The following is a 13,735-nucleotide window of genomic DNA, read 5'->3' as shown; positions in this document are numbered from 1 at the left end:
CCGGCCCCTTTCGCTTGCCGCTTCGGGGCCCTTCGAGTGTCGCTCACGCGGCTCTCTTGAATTTCACAGAGGGCAGAGTGAGAAGCGAACTTCTCGGCCGCCAGCGGCGCGCCGCCCTCGTTGGTGAGGCGTATATAGTCGGGGGTTACTCGAACCGTCAACACCGATTTCGAACTTTTTTGAATTTTTTGCGACAAATTTTTCGACGGCTATGTTTCGCCAGCCAACCGCCCCTGCGGCACGTCCGCAGCCGTCCGCACCAAGCCCTATTGCCGCCGCATTGCGGTCGGACACCGGACATACAAGCAAGGCGCCCGCGTACGCGTGAGAGCCTCGACCGCAGACGACAGGAGCCGCGTTTCTAAGAGACGTGTGATTGGGGATATCGGCCCCGGCTTGCCGCTTCGTTTGACTTCACTGGCTGCGACAGGCAAATGTCATGGCCGCAACGAACAACGACAAGCCGTTTCGCCCGGGGAAGAAGCAGCCTTTCTGGATGCCAGACACGGAAGATGTCATAGCCGAACTCGGCAACGAGCCGCCGCTGATCGCGGACGGCCGCAGCGGTCCGCCTGACCGCCGCGAGGTTTCGGCACGTTGGCTTTCGGGCACGTTCCTGACCGGGGTGACCTCGAGCGTGCTGATGGGCGTGGCCTTGTTCGCAGCCCTTGACGGTCGCCAGCAGCTGGCGACGCCGCCTGAAATCGCCGAGCTCATCAACCTCGCCAGCGGCGGCGACGATTCCGGCGAGCAGGCCAAGACGACCAGGCTGGTCGCGCCGCGCCAGATCGCCAGGGCCAAGGACCGCCGGCGCATGGAAGTATCGATGGTCACCAAGGTCGGTGACCGCGACGTCATCCACACCATGCCGTTCGTGCAGATCAAGATGGCGCTTGCGGCCGGTCACACCACCAGCCGTCCCTACCCGCCATTCGACCCGATGCAGGTCTTCGGCGACGACGGGGACGACAACGCTCAGCCAGCTTCCGCCACGGCGGTCGCCGGCCAGATCTATGGCGCCAAGGTCGAAAGCGAGATGAGCCTGAAGACGGTCGACTTCCCGATCGAGACGGCATCCTTCGACGAAAAGAGCGACCTCTCCGCCGACGAGGTGGAAAAGGTGGTGCGCGAAGCCGGCAACGGCCTGAGCGACGGCGCCGTTCAGGTTGCGGCGCTTCATTATGTCGACCCGCAGCGCTTCGGCGACGCCTTCGCCGAGAGCATGGCGGGTTCCTACGACGTCAAGATCACGCCGGAGAACGTCTCGGTGGCGCCGCGCGCCACGCCGGACGACCAGACGCCGGCCTTCGCCGAGGAAATCATCCCTTTCACCGAGGACACCGATATCACCGAGGCCTTCGCTGATTCGGGCTACACCGGCGATGACGCCACCGGCATGTCGGAAGCGATCGGCAAGCTCTTGAACGCGACGGCGCTCAAGGCCGGAACGGTGCTGCGCGTCGGTCTGGAGGTGCGCGGCGACGTCGCCAAGGTGGTCCGCACCAGCGTTTACGACCGCACCACGCATATCGTGACCATCGCGCTCGACGATCGCGGACAGTTCGTGCCGGCGCAGGAGCCGGAGCCTAATCCCGAATTGCTGACGGCGTTCGACGATTCGCAGCCGGTGGTGGTGCGCGGCAACCTGCCCAACGTCTATGACGGCATCTATCGAGCCGCCTATTCTTATGGCATGTCGAAATCGATGACCCAGAAGCTGATCAAGCTTCTTGCCTCGGACGTCGACTTCCAGTCGCGGCTTTCGCCGTCGGACCGTCTCGAGGTCCTGTTCTCGCAGCCCGACGGCGACGACCAGACCTCCGACAATTCGGAGCTTCTCTACGTCTCAGCCACCTTCGGCGGCCAGACGCGCAATTTCTATCGCTTCCAGATGCAGGACGGCGGCACCGACTATTTCGACGAGAACGGGTCGAGCGCCGAGCAATTCCTGCTGCGCAATCCGCTGCCCGCCGGCAAGTTCCGCTCCGGTTTCGGCGCTCGCCGGCACCCGATTCTGGGATATGTGCGCATGCACACCGGCGTCGATTGGGCCGCGCCCATCGGCACGCCGATCATCGCCGCTGGCAACGGTGTTGTCGAAAAGGTCGGCTGGGCCGGTGGCTACGGCAAGCAGATCATCATCCGCCACGCCAATGGCTACGAGACCTCCTACAATCACCAGAGCGCTTTCGCCAAAGGGATCGAGCCGGGCGTGCGCGTGCGTCAGGGCCAGGTCATCGGCTATCTCGGCCAAACCGGCCTCGCCACCGGCCCGCACCTCCACTACGAGCTGATCGTCAACGGCACCAAGGTCGACCCGATGCGCGTCCGTCTGCCCGTCGGCAAGGTGCTGAAGGGCGACGATCTCGTCGCCTTCAAGCGCGAGCGCGAGCGCATCGACGACCTGCTCAAGCAGGAAGACGGAAATTCGCTGAAGGTCGCCAGCGCCAAGACCGATTCGCAGCTTCCCAACTAATCCGGCGAATCGCCCGTCTGCCGCGGCCAGGGCAGCGCCTGTCCGGGCACGGTGAACCAGGCGATGATCGACGATAGCAGGCAAAGCAGCGTCGTGACGGCGGCAACAGCGGCAAAGGCCGAATCGCTTGCCGCAATCCTCAACGCGTCGAGATTGGCCGCGAGCCCGGACGCCGGCGGTTCGCCGAAACCGGGCATGCCGGCGGGGCTGCCGGTCGATCGCGCATAGACGAAAGCCGCGAGCGAGCCCATCGCCGCCACCGCGATCAGGCCGCCGATGCGCGAGACGGCATTGTTGATGCCGGATGCCGCGCCCGTGTCCTTGTCCTCGACGGAGGTCATGATCGCCGTCGACAGCGGCGACACGACGAGCGCCATGCCGAGCCCCATCACCGCCATCAGCGGAAAGGTCCCGGTCCAGAAATTGTGGATCCCGGCATGGGCGAGCAGGGCCATGCCGGCAAAGGCGATGGCGACGACCAAGCTGCCGGCGGCGATCGGCAGGCGCGGGCCGATCTTGTCGGACCACTGGCCGACCGGCCCCGACAGCAGCGCGATCAATGCCGACAGCGGCAGGAAGATGAAGCCGACCTCGGCCGAACTCAGTCCCCAGCCCGCGATCAGAACCATGGGCAGGTAGAACAGGTTCGCCGACAGCGCGAAATAGAGGAAGAAGGTCGCGAGATTGGCGCCGGCGAAGGCCCCGATGCGAAACAGGCCGAGATCGATCATCGGCTCGCTCTGCCAGCGCTCATAGAGAATGAAAATGAAAAGCAGGACGACGCCGGCGACGATCGCCGGCCCGGCCATTATCCCGCCGCCCTCGGCGTTCATCGCCGTCAGCCCATAGGCCAGCGCCCCGAAGGCGAGCGTGGCGAGCGCGGCGCCCCCGAGGTCGAGGCTGCGCTTTTCGGTCGGCTGGTCCGCCGGTATCTTGGCGAGCAGCAGATAGATCGAAACCAGTCCGAGCGGCAGGTTGACGGCAAAGATCGCGCGCCAGACGCCGTTGCCGAAAGTCGACAGCACGAACCCGCCGAGCACCGGCCCGAGCGCCGTGGTCAGCGCCGAGGCCGCGGCCCAGATGCCGATCGCCCGGCCACGCTCCTTTTTCGGATAGGCCTTGGCGATGATGGCGAGGCTGCCCGGCACCATGATGGCGGCGCCAATGCCCTGGATGGCGCGGAACGCGATCAGAATTGCCGGATTGGGCGCCAGCGCGCAGGCGAGCGATGCTGCGATGAAGAGCGCGATGCCGGTCACGAATGCGCGCCTGAGGCCGAATCGGTCGCCGGCGGCACCACCGGCCAGAATCAGCGCCGAAAGCGTCAGCGCATAGGCGTTGGAGATCCATTGCGCTTCCGCCAGGCTGGCGCCGAGATCGACGCGCAAGGCCGGCATGGCGATCGCCAGGATCGAACCGTCTATGAAGCCGAGCGCCGAGGCCAGGATTGCCGCGACCAGTACGAACTTGCGCTGCGTCTGCGGGCAAAAGGTGCCGTTCGCGCGCGTCGCGGTCGAAAGCGAATCGGCTGTGGCTTCACTCGAGGAAGGCATGAAAAACCTGCTTAGCTCTCCGGCGTATCGGTAACAACGAGCCAGAAGATTGCAGTTCTGAAACCAGTTTGGTCTGACGGCATGGCCAGGAAGGTAGCCATCGTAAATGCAAACGAGCCGTCGCGTGCTAGGTTCCCGCCGGTCATTCCAGAAGGGGGAGAGCCAGCCTATGCCTCATCACCCGCTGCTCAGCGCGGGTTCATCCTGGTGATGCAGCGGATCTATGCAACCGCCCTGCGCGGCTCATTGCTGCGCAAAATCATCGACTGATGACCCGCCGACGAACTCGACGGTCACGCCCGGCGACACCAGCTTGGCGAGCTCTCGCGCATCCCAGTTGGTCAGGCGCACGCAGCCGTGGCTTTCGGTCTTGCCGATCTTGGAAGGATCGGGCGTGCCGTGGATGCCGTAGGTCGGCTTGTCCAGCGCGATCCAGACCGAGCCGACCGGACCGTTCGGCCCCGGCGGGATGGTCAGGATCTTGTCGTTCTGGCCCTGCTTGAAATTGATGCTGGGATTATAGGTGTAATTGGGATCGAGCGCGATGCGCGACACGGTGTGGATGCCGGTGGGCGACGGCGTGTCGGCCGAACCGATGGTGGCCGGATAGGCTGCGACCAGCTTGCCGCCCGCGTCATAAGCGAAAACTTCCTTCTTGTCCTTGTCGGCGACGATGCGGGCAACCGGCGTCGACACCAACTGGCCGAAATTGGCGACCTTGACGATGGTCCCGGGACGGTTGAAGTCGAGGCCTTTGTTGATCGACTTCAGATAGCCTTCGTCCATGTGGAAGCGCTCGGCGAGCGCCTCGGTGACCGAGGTGTAACCCATGCGGTCGAGCTTGGCCTTCTGGCTGTAATCTTCCGGGATCGAGGCGACATAGGGTCCGGCCACGTCCTCGGGCGTGATCGTGTAGGAGGCGAAGGCGTCGCCCCCCGACTGGGCGAGCGCCGCCTTGATGGCGGCCGAGTCGGTCGACTTCAGATTGCTGCCGGTGATCTGGTTGTAGGCGGCCAGGGCCTTGTCGACATTCGAGCCGAAGCGGCCGTCGATGACTCCCGGCGAGGCGCCGGCGCGGTCGAGCAGCACTTGAAGTTCGGCCACGTCCTGGCGCACGCCGAGCGAAAGCGACGGATCGACGGTGGCCTTGCCGCCCGTGTCCGGCGGCAGCGCGGCCTGGGTCTCCGGATTGACTTGCAGCACGTCCCCCTGCCCAGGGTGCGGTTCGATCGATGCTTCGTTCAGCGGCTCGCGCTTGATGGTGTCCGACTCTGGCGCCTCCGGATAGGTTGTGGCATACCCTTCGTCGCTCGGCGCCGGCGGATAGGCCTCGACGGAATTGCCGCTGTTGGAATCGTAGTCGTCGACCGGCGGCGGGATATACCGGCCGTTCTCGTCCAGCTGCCTGCGGCGGAAGCGGGCCATGTCGTCGGGATCGTCTAGATAATAACGGTCGTCATCCTCGACGGGCGCACGCCCGAGTTCCTGCATCCGCAACTGACGGCGCAGCGCCCGGCGATCGGGCCGGGTCTGCGGCGGCTGGATGGCGATCACCTTTCCGGTATCGGCATCGACAAGTACCCGGTTGCCCCTGGCATCGTAGTAAATGTCGATATTGCCGTCCTGGGCGAGCAGGAGCGCGCCGTGTTGAGCGGGCCGAACCGTCTTCTGCGCGCCTTCCAGACTCGGCGCTGCGAGCGCGCCGGAAGCGGCCAGTCCGGCCACAAGTGCCGAAAGGGAAAAGATCGTGCGCAGCATGTGGGTCAGGCTCTCCGGTCGGCTCGGTCTTGCTGGGCGAACCCTTCGCCAGCAAACCAGTTACCAAAACTAAGGTTCCAATATGAACCGGGCATGAAGATGGCGGATTTCCGGCGTTTCACCATGGTCCCCAACCGAATGTCAGTGCAGCCCCAATTCGCTGCGCGCCAGTTTCGTCAGCTTCAGCACGACCAGGCGGTGGCTTTCGCGCAGGTAGTCCTTCAGCGCGGCATCATCCACGCTTTGGCTTGTCTGGCGCTGGATCCATTTCATGCCGCGCGACGCGAGATAGGGCGCGGGCCGACAGCCCGGCTGTTCCTTCAGCACGTCAAAGGCAATGTCGGAGCATTTGAAGGTAACGAAGACCTCGCCCTCCCGGTCATGGCCGCCGATCGCGAACACCTTGCCGCCGACCTTCCAGACGTGAGCCCCGCCCCACTGCACGACATGGGTCGTGGCGGGCAGCGTGGCGCAGAAGCCGTTATAGTCCTCGAGCTTCATTGGAATCGGCCCTCCGGGACCCGCAATCAAGCCCGGTTCTGCAGCAAGGCGCTGTGGAAAAGCAAGAGCGCGCCGCCCCTGCCGGATGCGACGCGCTCCTCGTATCCTTGTTTGCGCAATTCGGACGGAAAACCGCCAAGCGCTTTTCCTGGAATGGCTCCGGTCACATGCCCCGGCTCGACTCAGGCGGCGGCTTCAGCCGCCACCACCGTCTGCTTCGAACGGAAGTTCAGGCGATCGGAACCGGCGGTGACCTTGACGGTCGAGCCGTCGAGGATTTCGCCGAGCAGGATCTTCTCCGCCAGCGGATCCTGCAGTTCCTTCTGCATCACCCGCTTCAGCGGCCTGGCGCCATAGGCCGGATCGTAGCCCTTGCCGGCCAGCCACTCGATCGCATCGTGATCGAGCGACAGCGTGATCTTGCGATCGACAAGCAGGTTCTCCAGCCGCTTGAGCTGAATCTCGACGATGCGATCCATATCCTGGCGGCGCAGCCGGTGGAACAGGATCACCTCGTCGACGCGGTTGAGGAATTCCGGACGGAACGAGGCTCTCACCACGCCCATCACCTCGTCGCGCACGGCATCGACGTCCTGGTCATCGCGGAGATTGACCAGATATTCGGCGCCGAGATTGGAGGTCATGATGATCAGCGTGTTGCGGAAGTCGACCGTGCGGCCCTGACCATCGGTCAACCGGCCGTCGTCGAGCACCTGGAGCAGCACGTTGAACACGTCCGGATGCGCCTTCTCGATCTCGTCGAACAGCACGACCTGGTAGGGCCGGCGCCGCACCGCTTCGGTGAGCGCGCCGCCCTCCTCATAGCCGACATAGCCGGGAGGCGCGCCGATCAGCCGGGCGACCGAGTGCTTCTCCATGAACTCCGACATGTCGATGCGCACCATGGCGCTCTCGTCGTCGAACAGGAAGGCGGCGAGCGCCTTGGTGAGCTCCGTCTTGCCGACGCCGGTCGGACCCAGGAACATGAACGAGCCGATCGGCCGGTTCGGATCTTGCAGACCCGCACGGGCGCGCCGCACGGCCTTGGAGACCGCCTGCACCGCCTCGCCCTGGCCGACGACGCGCTTGCCGATCTCGTCCTCCATACGCAGCAGCTTCTCGCGCTGTCCCTCAAGCATCTTGTCGACCGGAATGCCGGTCCAGCGTGACACGACATGGGCGACGTGGTCAGGCGTGACCACCTCTTCCACCATGCCGGCCTTACCGTCCTGGGCTTCGGCTTCCTTGAGCTTCTTCTCCAGCTCCGGGATCTTGCCGTAGGCAAGCTCGCCGGCGCGCTGGAACTCGCCCTTGCGCTGGGCAATCGCCAGCTCGTTGCGCATCTCGTCGAGCTGCTTCTTCAGGTCGGCGGCAAGGCCGAGCTTGTGCTTTTCGGCCTGCCACTTGGCGGTCAGCTCGGTCGACTGCTCCTCGAGGTCGGCCAGATCCTTCTCCAGCTTGGTCAGCCGGTCCTTCGAGGCGTCATCCTTCTCGACCTTCAGCGCCTCGCGTTCGATCTTGAGCTGCATGATGCGGCGGTCGATCTCATCCAGCGCCTCGGGCTTGGAATCGACCTGCATCCTCAACCGCGATGCGGCTTCGTCCACCAGGTCGATCGCCTTGTCCGGCAGGAAACGGTCGGCGATGTAGCGGTTGGAAAGCGTCGCGGCCGAAACCAGCGCCGAATCGGAGATGCGCACCTTGTGGTGCTGCTCGTATTTCTCCTTCAGGCCGCGCAGGATCGAGACAGTGTCCTCGACCGTCGGCTCGTCGACGAAAACGGGCTGGAAGCGGCGGGCGAGCGCCGCGTCCTTCTCGACATGCTTGCGGTATTCGTCGAGCGTGGTCGCACCGACGCAGTGCAGCTCGCCGCGCGCCAGCGCAGGCTTCAAAAGGTTCGAGGCGTCCATCGCGCCATCGGCCTTGCCGGCACCGACCAGTGTGTGCATCTCGTCGATGAACAGAATGATGCCGCCTGCGGCGGAAGTGACTTCCGACAGCACGGCCTTCAGCCGCTCCTCGAACTCGCCGCGATACTTGGCGCCGGCAATCAGCGCGCCCATGTCGAGCGCCATCAGCCGCTTGTCCTTCAGCGATTCCGGCACGTCGCCATTGACGATGCGCAGCGCCAGGCCTTCGGCGATCGCCGTCTTGCCGACGCCGGGCTCGCCGATCAGCACGGGATTGTTCTTGGTGCGGCGCGACAGCACCTGGATGGTGCGGCGGATCTCGTCGTCGCGGCCGATAACCGGGTCGAGCTTGCCCGCCCGCGCATCCGCGGTCAGGTCGCGGGCGTATTTCTTCAGCGCGTCGTAGCCCTGCTCGGCACTGGCCGAATCGGCGGTGCGGCCCTTGCGGACATCGTTGATAACCTGGTTCAGCGCCTGCGCGGTGACACCGGCCTTGGCCAGGATGTCGGCGGTCTTCGCCGACTTCTCCATGGCGAGCGCCTGCAGCAGCCGCTCCACGGTGACGAAGCTGTCGCCGGCCTTCTTGGCCAGTTCCTCGGCGGTCGAAAACACCTTGGCAAGCGGCTGGGCGAGATAGAGCTGGCCGTTGCCGCCTTCGACCTTGGGCATGGCCTCCAACGCCGCCTCGACGCCGAGCTTCACGTCGCGAATGCTGCCGCCGGCGCGCTCGATCAGAGACGCGGCAAGGCCCTCGTCATCATCGACGAGCACCTTGAGCATATGTTCGGGAGTGAATTGCTGGTGGTTGCGCGAGAGCGCCATGGTCTGCGCAGACTGGATGAAACCGCGCACGCGCTCGGAATATTTCTCCGTATTCATGTATGTCTCCTTCCATCACCGGCCCGCTTTGCGGCACCGGATCAGATTGCGGTGACGAACCCGCTCATTCGAGCCGGAGTCCTGTTCAGCCGAGATATGGTGTATTGGCTCAGGTCTCTCAAGACGCCCTGATCTCGGTCAGCGCAGAATATTCTAGGGCCTGGTTGCCCGAAGCGCGCAGCGGTTTTGTGCGAACATTAGGCATTAAAACAAGGGCTTAAGTGCTGCGGCTGCGTGACGCGCGACATCGACGGCTTCATGATCGTCCACCGCTCGCGCCCAGGGTGATGAGAAGCTCGTCCAGTTGCCCGAACGTCTCGCCCATCGCCTCCGCCGCACCGGTGCCGGCAGCGTCGAGAGCCTCCTTCGAGGGATAGAGCTCGTGCAGGACCAGCAGCGTCTTGCCACCTTTTTCCTCGAAGGTCACCGTCGTGACGGGTCCACCCTCACCGCCTTCCTCATTGGTCCAGACGAGGCGCGAGTGCGGTGTCACTTCGATGTACCTGCCGAAGAACTCGTCAAGGTTTGAGCCATCGTGGCCGAACGCCAAACGGTACCTGCCCCCGACACGGACATCCATCTCGCAGGAACGCAGCACCATTCCCATCGACTTCGGCGCCCACCACTGCTTGAACAGCTCAGGCTTGGTCCACGCCTCGAACACGATGCGCGCCGGAGCGTTGAAGGTTCGCGTGACGACGAGCTCGCGGTCCGACGTCCGTTCCACCGTCGTGCGGTTCTGCATCGGTGTGGCCTCACTCCCTTTGCTTGCGTCCATCGACCTTCTCCTTTCGTTTCAGTTCCTCGACCACCTTGTCCAACACGTCGAAGCGTGCGTCCCAAAGCTGGCGATACCTCTCGATCCATGCCGCCTCTTGCTCCAGCCCGCGCAGGCCGAGCTTGCAGGTCCGCACACGCCCGACCTTTTCCGTGCTGACGAGCCCCGCTTGCTCCAAGACTCCGACGTGCTTCTTCATGCCCGTGAGGGTCATGTGGAACTTCTCGGCCAGTTCCGTGATCGAAGCGTCCGCACGGCCGAGCTGCTCCAGCACGCCGCGTCGGGTCGCATCCGAGAGCGCGGCGAATGAAGCATCGAGGCGGGTCTTGATATACTGAACCATATGGTTCAGTATTAGCGCACAAATTACCGCCATGCAAGGAAACGAAAGCGCGTCGCGCTGAAACGGATTCAGGCGACGTGCTTTAGGCACGCACAACGAAAAACGGCGGAGAAACCTCTCCGCCGTTCGAATTGCCTGGAAATAGACCTGCGGTCAGCTATCTGCGTCGGCGACTGCCGGCTCGCCGGCGCCGCCTGCCGGCTCACCGGCGCCGTTCTCGCTCGGCGCTGCATTTGCCTCTTTGGCGGCAGTCGCGCTGCCGCTGTCCGCGACGTTGCCGCCATCGGCGGCGCTGTCTGCCCGGCCGGCATTGCTTTCATCGGCATTGCCCTGCTCGGCGCTATGGCCCTGCTCGGCATTGCCGCGACCGCGACGTGGACGTCTCTGCCGACGCCCACCGCCATTGTCCGTGCCGGCTTCGTTGCGCTCGGCCTGGGCAGCAAGGCCCGCAGGCGAGAAGCTGTCGAACAGCGGAGCCTGCTCGGCCGCAACGCCGTCTTCGGCGGAGCCCTCCGGCTTGGCCTGCGCCTCATTGCGGCGGCTCTGATCGATCTGCTGGCCGCCATGTTCGCTGCGCTCTCGCTGACCATTGTCGCCGCGCTGACCATTCTGACCGTACTGGCCATAGCCGCCATTGCGGCGGTCGCGGTGTCTGTCACGACCATTATTGTCGCGCCGGTTGTTGTCGCGGCCGTTTTCCTGGTTGTAGGCGAGTTCCGCCGGCGTGCCTTCGATCACCGGCTGCGGCCCGGAACCGTTCGCGGCGGCCTGCGACTCGCCGGCATTTGCGTTGCCGACCGTGTCGAACTCGTCGCGATCCTCATCGACGTCGTCATCGAAGTCGTCGCGGTTCTGCTGGGCGTTCTGGATGGGCATCTGCGCCTGCGCGGCCGCGATGATGCGATTGTAGTGCTCGGCGTGCTGGAGATAGTTCTCTGCCATCACCCGGTCGCCGGAGCTTTGCGCGTCACGGGCGAGTGCGGCATATTTTTCGGCGATCTGCTGAGCCGATCCGCGGATCTTCACGTCCGGACCGTTGCTCTCATAGTTGCGCGTCAGGGGATTGGGCCCCTTGCGGTTGTTGTTGCCACCGCCGCCATTGTTGTTGCGACCGCGCATGCGCCTGTTCTGCTGTTGTGGCCTCATTCGACTCTCTTCATGTGAATTTTCTAAAACTCGTCGCGAACGGTGGCGCTCATGCAGCCGACCGTTTCGTTTTTTCACCGGCGTTCGCCCGCATCGATTGCGTTGGCGCCACGTGCCATCCTGTTCCGGTTACATCACTTGCCGGACGATTCCCGCACGAAGCATGGGCGTCGTTTGCGCAAGGAGGCAGCTATTTCCAAGGAAAACCGAATCGCTAAGAGCACTGCCTGCTTCGTCTCATCCGGTTAAGCCGGAACCTAGCTGCATTCCCTAATATTGCCAAGCGTTTTTTCGCACTGCATCAGGGGTTTCAACGCTCAAACACCAGAACCCTGTCGTTTCCGCCGAGATCGCGTCGCGCCTGCGTCAGCCTGTAGCCGGCTGCCGCGAAGATCGCGGTCACCTCGCTTTGCTGCGTATGGCCGATCTCGACCGCTACCTTGCCCTGCGCTTCCAGAAATCCTTCCGCCTCTCCGGCGATGATCCTATAGGGGATCAGCCCGTCCACACCGCCATCGAGGGCCTGGCGTGGATCGAAATCGCGGACCTCGTCCTGCAGATTTCCAATGTCTCGACTGGGTATATAGGGTGGATTCGCGGCAATTAAATGGTATCGGCCCGAAACTTTTTCGAACCAGTTGGAATGCAAGGCCTTGAAGCGCCCGCCGAGCCCCAGATCCGCGGCGTTTCGCGTGGCGGTCGCCAGCGCGCCGGGTGAAATATCGACGCCGATCGCGGTCGCGGCCGGAATCGCGCTGAGCAGCGCCAGCGCGATTGCGCCGGTTCCGGTGCCGAGATCGAGGATACGGCACTGGCCAAGCCTTTCGGCCGTCGACTTGGCGAAGGGCAGGATCGCGTCGACCAGCGTCTCGGTATCGGGGCGCGGCTCCAGCGTGTCCGGCGACAGCGACAGCCGCAGCCCATAGAACTCGCGATAGCCGAGAATGCGATGCACCGGCTCACCTGCGACGCGACGCCTCAGGGCCGCCTCGATTGCCGCAAGAGCCGCAGAATCCACCGTTCGGCCCGGCTCCGCGATAGCCTGGGTGCGCGTGGTTTCGGAAAAATGCTCGACGATCAGCCTGGAATCGAGCGCCGGATCGGCAATGCCGGCGGCAGCGAGCCGCTCCCTCACCGCGCGCAGCAGCGGTCCAAGTGCCGCGGGCAAAGGATCAGCCATCAATGCCCATGTCGGCGAGCAGCTTCGACTGGTGGTCGGCGATCAGCGCGTCGATCACCTCGTCGAGCTCGCCCATCATCACCCGGTCGAGCTTGTAAAGGGTGAGGTTGATGCGGTGGTCGGTGACGCGTCCCTGCGGGAAATTATAGGTGCGGATGCGCTCCGAGCGGTCGCCCGAGCCGACCTGCGATTTTCGCGACGACGAGCGCTCCTCGTCCGCGCGGCTGCGCTCCAGGTCATAGAGCCGCGTCCGTAAAATCTGCATGGCCCGCGCCCGGTTCTGGTGCTGCGACTTTTCCGCCTGCACCACCATGATGCCCGTCGGCAGATGCGTGATGCGCACCGCCGAATCGGTGGTGTTGACGTGTTGCCCGCCGGAGCCGGACGCGCGCATCGTGTCGATGCGGATGTCCTCTGCCCGGATATCGATGTCGACCTCCTCGGCCTCGGGCAGTACGGCGACCGTCGCGGCCGAGGTATGGATGCGGCCGCCGGCCTCGGTTTCCGGCACGCGCTGCACGCGATGCACGCCGGATTCGAATTTCAGCTGCGCGAACACGCCCTTGCCCGCCACCGAGGCGATGATTTCCTTGTAGCCGCCGACTTCGCCTTCGCTCGCCGAAACGATCTCGAAACGCCAGCCGCGCGAGGCGGCGTAGCGCTCATACATGCGAAACAGATCGCCGGCGAACAGGGCCGCCTCGTCGCCGCCGGTGCCGGCGCGGATTTCGAGGATGGCGTTCCTGTCGTCGGCGGCATCCTTGGGCAGGAGCAGAATCTGGATATCCTTCTGCAGCACCTCGATGCGCTCCTTAACCTCCGGCAGGTCGGCCTCGGCCAGCGCCCGCATCTCGGCATCGATGTTCTTGTCGGCGAGCATCGCTTCGAGGTCGGCCTCTTCCTGCTCGGCGGCGCGCAGTGCCCGGATCTTGCCGACCATCTCCTGGATATCGGCATATTCGGAAGCCATTTTGACATAGGCATCGGCCGACGGCCCTGCCGACATCTGCGCTTCGAGCATGTCGAAACGCTTGACGACTTGGTCCATGCGGTCGCGGGGCAGGTTGATCATGGGCTTGGGACTTCGGTGGACTTCACGTCAGGACGAGTCGAAACTGGCGAGTTTCGAGAACCGGAGCGGAATGTACATTTAGGTACATGAGCACCGGAAGCGCAGAAAATCGACATTTGCAGACCGCCCTCACGTGAAT

At 64.2% G+C, this 13,735-nt stretch carries 10 protein-coding genes; 1 reads left to right on the top strand and 9 read right to left on the bottom strand.

All coding sequences use genetic code 11. The features are described from left to right. Positions 1-496: 496 nt before the first annotated feature. Complete coding sequence (locus CK218_RS18560; RefSeq protein ID WP_066990472.1) at positions 497-2,476, top strand: M23 family metallopeptidase; 1,980 nt, start codon at positions 497-499, stop codon at positions 2,474-2,476. Here the strand turns inward: CK218_RS18560 and CK218_RS18555 are convergent. From CK218_RS18555 to prfA, 9 genes are all read right to left on the bottom strand, one after another. Beyond that, positions 2,473-4,029, bottom strand: coding sequence for an MFS transporter (locus CK218_RS18555; RefSeq protein WP_095828478.1), 1,557 nt, complete (start codon positions 4,027-4,029; stop codon positions 2,473-2,475). The two genes, CK218_RS18560 and CK218_RS18555, sit on opposite strands and share 4 nt — an antisense overlap. A 243-nt stretch (positions 4,030-4,272) precedes the next feature. Next, positions 4,273-5,787: a L,D-transpeptidase family protein gene (locus CK218_RS18550; protein WP_095828477.1), complete on the bottom strand. Its 1,515-nt coding sequence runs from the start codon at positions 5,785-5,787 to the stop codon at positions 4,273-4,275. Positions 5,788-5,928: 141 nt separating this feature from the next. Beyond that, positions 5,929-6,288: an MmcQ/YjbR family DNA-binding protein gene (locus CK218_RS18545; protein WP_095782396.1), complete on the bottom strand. Its 360-nt coding sequence runs from the start codon at positions 6,286-6,288 to the stop codon at positions 5,929-5,931. A 182-nt stretch (positions 6,289-6,470) separates the two neighbouring features. After that, positions 6,471-9,077 carry an ATP-dependent chaperone ClpB gene (gene clpB, locus CK218_RS18540; RefSeq protein ID WP_095782397.1) on the bottom strand — a complete coding sequence of 869 codons (2,607 nt, stop codon included), beginning with the start codon at positions 9,075-9,077 and terminating at the stop codon, positions 6,471-6,473. A gap of 256 nt (positions 9,078-9,333) precedes the next feature. After that, positions 9,334-9,855, bottom strand: a complete 522-nt coding sequence (locus tag CK218_RS18535) for an SRPBCC family protein (RefSeq protein WP_245435074.1) — start codon at positions 9,853-9,855, stop codon at positions 9,334-9,336. Then, the gene (locus tag CK218_RS18530) at positions 9,833-10,198 is read right to left on the bottom strand and encodes a metalloregulator ArsR/SmtB family transcription factor (RefSeq protein WP_095828475.1); all 366 of its coding nucleotides are present in this window, start codon (positions 10,196-10,198) and stop codon (positions 9,833-9,835) included. The genes CK218_RS18535 and CK218_RS18530 overlap by 23 nt, the downstream gene beginning before the upstream one ends. Positions 10,199-10,351: 153 nt before the next feature. After that, on the bottom strand, positions 10,352-11,317 hold the full coding sequence (locus CK218_RS18525; protein WP_245418866.1) for a DUF4167 domain-containing protein: 966 nt from the start codon (positions 11,315-11,317) through the stop codon (positions 10,352-10,354). 337 nt (positions 11,318-11,654) lie between these two features. Then, complete coding sequence (gene prmC, locus CK218_RS18520; RefSeq protein ID WP_095828473.1) at positions 11,655-12,524, bottom strand: peptide chain release factor N(5)-glutamine methyltransferase; 870 nt, start codon at positions 12,522-12,524, stop codon at positions 11,655-11,657. Next, on the bottom strand, positions 12,517-13,596 hold the full coding sequence (gene prfA / locus CK218_RS18515) for a peptide chain release factor 1 (RefSeq protein ID WP_095828472.1): 1,080 nt from the start codon (positions 13,594-13,596) through the stop codon (positions 12,517-12,519). The genes prmC and prfA overlap by 8 nt, the downstream gene beginning before the upstream one ends. Between the last annotated feature and the right edge of the window lie 139 nt (positions 13,597-13,735).

The sequence above is a fragment of the Mesorhizobium sp. WSM3879 genome (assembly GCF_002294915.1).
In the GTDB taxonomy this organism is placed as follows: Bacteria; Pseudomonadota; Alphaproteobacteria; order Rhizobiales; family Rhizobiaceae; genus Mesorhizobium.
The sequence above is the reverse complement of the archived record's forward strand: the minus strand, read 5'-3'. Positions and strand labels throughout refer to the sequence as shown.

Coding starts and splice junctions, on each gene's coding strand:
- CK218_RS18560 (WP_066990472.1), top strand. CDS start 497: ATGCCAGACACGGAAGATGTCATAGCCGAACTCGGCAACGAGCCGCCG.
- CK218_RS18525 (WP_245418866.1), bottom strand. CDS start 11,317: ATGCGCGGTCGCAACAACAATGGCGGCGGTGGCAACAACAACCGCAAG.
- CK218_RS18555 (WP_095828478.1), bottom strand. CDS start 4,029: ATGCCTTCCTCGAGTGAAGCCACAGCCGATTCGCTTTCGACCGCGACG.
- prmC (WP_095828473.1), bottom strand. CDS start 12,524: ATGGCTGATCCTTTGCCCGCGGCACTTGGACCGCTGCTGCGCGCGGTG.
- CK218_RS18535 (WP_245435074.1), bottom strand. CDS start 9,855: ATGGACGCAAGCAAAGGGAGTGAGGCCACACCGATGCAGAACCGCACG.
- CK218_RS18545 (WP_095782396.1), bottom strand. CDS start 6,288: ATGAAGCTCGAGGACTATAACGGCTTCTGCGCCACGCTGCCCGCCACG.
- prfA (WP_095828472.1), bottom strand. CDS start 13,596: ATGATCAACCTGCCCCGCGACCGCATGGACCAAGTCGTCAAGCGTTTC.
- clpB (WP_095782397.1), bottom strand. CDS start 9,077: ATGAATACGGAGAAATATTCCGAGCGCGTGCGCGGTTTCATCCAGTCT.
- CK218_RS18550 (WP_095828477.1), bottom strand. CDS start 5,787: ATGCTGCGCACGATCTTTTCCCTTTCGGCACTTGTGGCCGGACTGGCC.
- CK218_RS18530 (WP_095828475.1), bottom strand. CDS start 10,198: ATGGTTCAGTATATCAAGACCCGCCTCGATGCTTCATTCGCCGCGCTC.